Genomic DNA, 2,670 nt, shown 5'->3' on the forward strand with positions numbered 1-2,670 from the left:
GGCAAGCGCGCCATGGGCGTCCCCCGAGCGGGGGCGGGCCAGGCGCCGGCGTGAGGCCGGTGCGGGGTTCGCGTTCCTGTCGCCGTGGTTGGTGGGTTTCGTGGTGCTGACGGCGTTCCCGATGGTGGCGTCGTTGTACCTGGCGTTCACGGACTACGACCTGTTCCGGCCGCCGTCGTGGGTGGGGCTGGAGAACTTCACGGCGTTGTTCGACGACCCGCGGTTCTGGACGTCGGCGAAGGTGACCGCGATCTACGTGCTGGTCGGTACGCCGATCAAGCTCGCGGCGGCGTTGCTGGTCGCGATGGTGCTGAACATGAAGCACCGCGGCCAGGGCGCGTACCGGTCGATCTTCTACGCCCCCTCGCTGATCGGTGCTTCGGTGTCGATCGCGATCGTGTGGAAGGCGATGTTCATCGACGACGGCATCGTGGACCGGATCCAGCAGCTGTTCGGGCTGCCGGCCGGGGGCTGGGTGGGTGACCCGTCCAAGACGATGCCGATGTTCGTGCTGCTGGCGGTGTGGACGTTCGGCGCCCCGATGGTCATCTTCCTCGCCGGGCTGAAGCAGATCCCGGGCGAGCTGTACGAGGCCGCGTCGGTGGACGGTGCGGGCCCGGTCAGGAAGTTCTGGCGGATCACGATCCCGATGCTGTCCCCGGTGCTGTTCTTCAACCTGCTGCTGGAGACCATCGGCGCGTTCCAGGTGTTCGGGTCGGCGTTCATCATCTCCGGCGGCACCGGCGGCCCGGCGGACTCGACCCTGTTCTACACGCTGTACCTGTACATCAAGGGCTTCGCCCAGTTCGACATGGGGTACGCCTCGGCCATGGCCTGGGTCCTGGTCGTCGTGGTCGGCATCATCACCGCGATCTTGTTCAAGACCTCCAACGCCTGGGTCCACTACTCCGGAGACAACCGATGAGCGCGCACATCACGACCCCGCCGCTGTCGAACCAGGCGGCTGCGACAGGACTCCCCACCGGCGGCGGCTCGTCCCGCCCGGCCGGGCCGGTCGACACGTCCTCGCGTCAGGCTGCGCGCCGGCGCAAGGGGGCCCGGTCGGTCGGGTTCCACGCCTTCATGGTGATCTGCACGATCGTGGTGCTCTACCCGGCGGCGTGGATGCTCATGAGCTCGTTCAAGCCGTCGAACGAGATCATCGGGAACATCAGCCTGTGGTCGGACAACCTGTCGCTGGACAACTTCGCCACGGCGCTGTCCGGGATCGGCGGGGTCGGGTTCTGGACCTTCTTCGGCAACTCGATGATCCTCGCGGTCGCGTCGGTGGTCGGGGTGATCCTGTCCTCCACCGTCGCCGCGTACGCGTTCGCCCGGATCGACTTCCCCGGCCGCGGGATCTTCTTCGCGATCATGATCGGCACCCTGCTGCTGCCGTTCCACGTCGTGATCATCCCGCAATACATCATGTTCAACGAGCTCGGCATGGTGAACACGTTCATCCCGCTGCTGGCGCCGAAGTTCCTTGCCGGTGAGGCGTTCTTCGTGTTCCTCATGGTCCAGTTCATGCGCAACCTGCCTCGCGAGCTGGACGAGGCAGCGCGTATCGACGGCGCCGGGCACGCGCGCATCTTCGGCTCCATCATGCTGCCGCTGATGCGCCCGGCGATCATCACCTCGAGCATCTTCGCGTTCATCTGGTCGTGGAACGACTTCCTCGGCCCCCTGCTGTACCTGAAGAAGCCCGACATGTACCCCCTGCCCATCGCGCTGCGCCTGTACGTCGACCAGACCAGCGTGTCCGACTACGGCGCCCAGATGGCCATGGCCGTCCTCGCGCTGCTGCCCGTGATGCTCTTCTTCATCCTCTTCCAGCGCTACATCGTCGACGGCGTCGCCACCCAAGGCCTCAAGGGCTGACGATGGGGCACGGCACGACGGCGAGCGCGACGGTGACGGAAGGGGTGGCCATGGCGGCAGGGTCGGGACGCGAGCGCCGGGGGCGCGCGAAGCGCCCCGCGGGCGGCGGCGAGACCAGGACGGGTGCCGCCCTCGGCCTCTTCGCCGAGGTGGTGCTGGCCGGGGTGCTCGTCGCGCTCGGCAGCCTGCTGCTGGTCACCGCGGTGCCGTCCCTGGCGGCGGGCGTGGCGCACGTCCGCCGGCAGGTGACCGGGCACGACATCGGCGTGGCCCGGTTCGCCCGGGACTGGTGGGCGGCCGTGCGGGCCCTGTGGCCGCTCGGCCTCGCCGCCGTCGCGGTGGCGCTGCTGCTCGCCCTGGACTGGCAGCTCGCCCGGGCGGACGTGCTTCCCGGCGCGAGCGTCGTCGCGGTGGTGGTCGCGGTCGCCGCGGCGGCCGTCGTCGCCGTGCTGGCCCGTGCGGCGGGCGCCTGGTCGGAGCCCGCCGCCTCCGGCGACGGCCCCGGCCTGACGGCGCGCGAGGCGCTGGCCGCGGGCGTGCAGCGCACCCAGGACGACCTCACGGGGTCGGTGCTGCTCGCCGTCGCGGCGGCGCTGTGCGTCGTCTTCGTCTGGATGCTGCCGCCGCTCGTGCTGGTGGTGGGCGGCCTGCTCGCCCTCGCCGTGGTGGGCGTCGAGACCCGACGCCGCGGCCGCGCGGCCTTACGATCTTCCGGCCGGCGCGTGCGGTCGCACCGCCCCCGCCCGCCCGTACGGCGGTTTGCCATAACTGGTTGGAACAATTCTCATA

At 69.8% G+C, this 2,670-nt stretch carries 3 protein-coding genes; all 3 read left to right on the forward strand.

The features are described 5' to 3' along the window. The first annotated feature begins 76 nt into the window (after positions 1-76). Positions 77-925, forward strand: a complete 849-nt coding sequence (locus tag ACFUVW_RS20540; protein ID WP_430573148.1) for a carbohydrate ABC transporter permease — start codon at positions 77-79, stop codon at positions 923-925. After that, complete coding sequence (locus tag ACFUVW_RS20545) at positions 922-1,881, forward strand: carbohydrate ABC transporter permease (RefSeq protein ID WP_430573146.1); 960 nt, start codon at positions 922-924, stop codon at positions 1,879-1,881. The genes ACFUVW_RS20540 and ACFUVW_RS20545 overlap by 4 nt, the downstream gene beginning before the upstream one ends. A gap of 50 nt (positions 1,882-1,931) precedes the next feature. After that, on the forward strand, positions 1,932-2,670 hold a 739-nt coding region (locus ACFUVW_RS20550; protein WP_430573147.1), incomplete at its 3' end, for a hypothetical protein.

The organism is Isoptericola sp. NPDC057391 (assembly GCF_042668085.1).
Classification (GTDB): domain Bacteria; phylum Actinomycetota; class Actinomycetes; order Actinomycetales; family Cellulomonadaceae; genus Isoptericola.

Bases quoted from the DNA above. Each gene is read 5' to 3' on its own strand.
- ACFUVW_RS20545 (WP_430573146.1), top strand. From the start codon at position 922: ATGAGCGCGCACATCACGACCCCGCCGCTGTCGAACCAGGCGGCTGCG.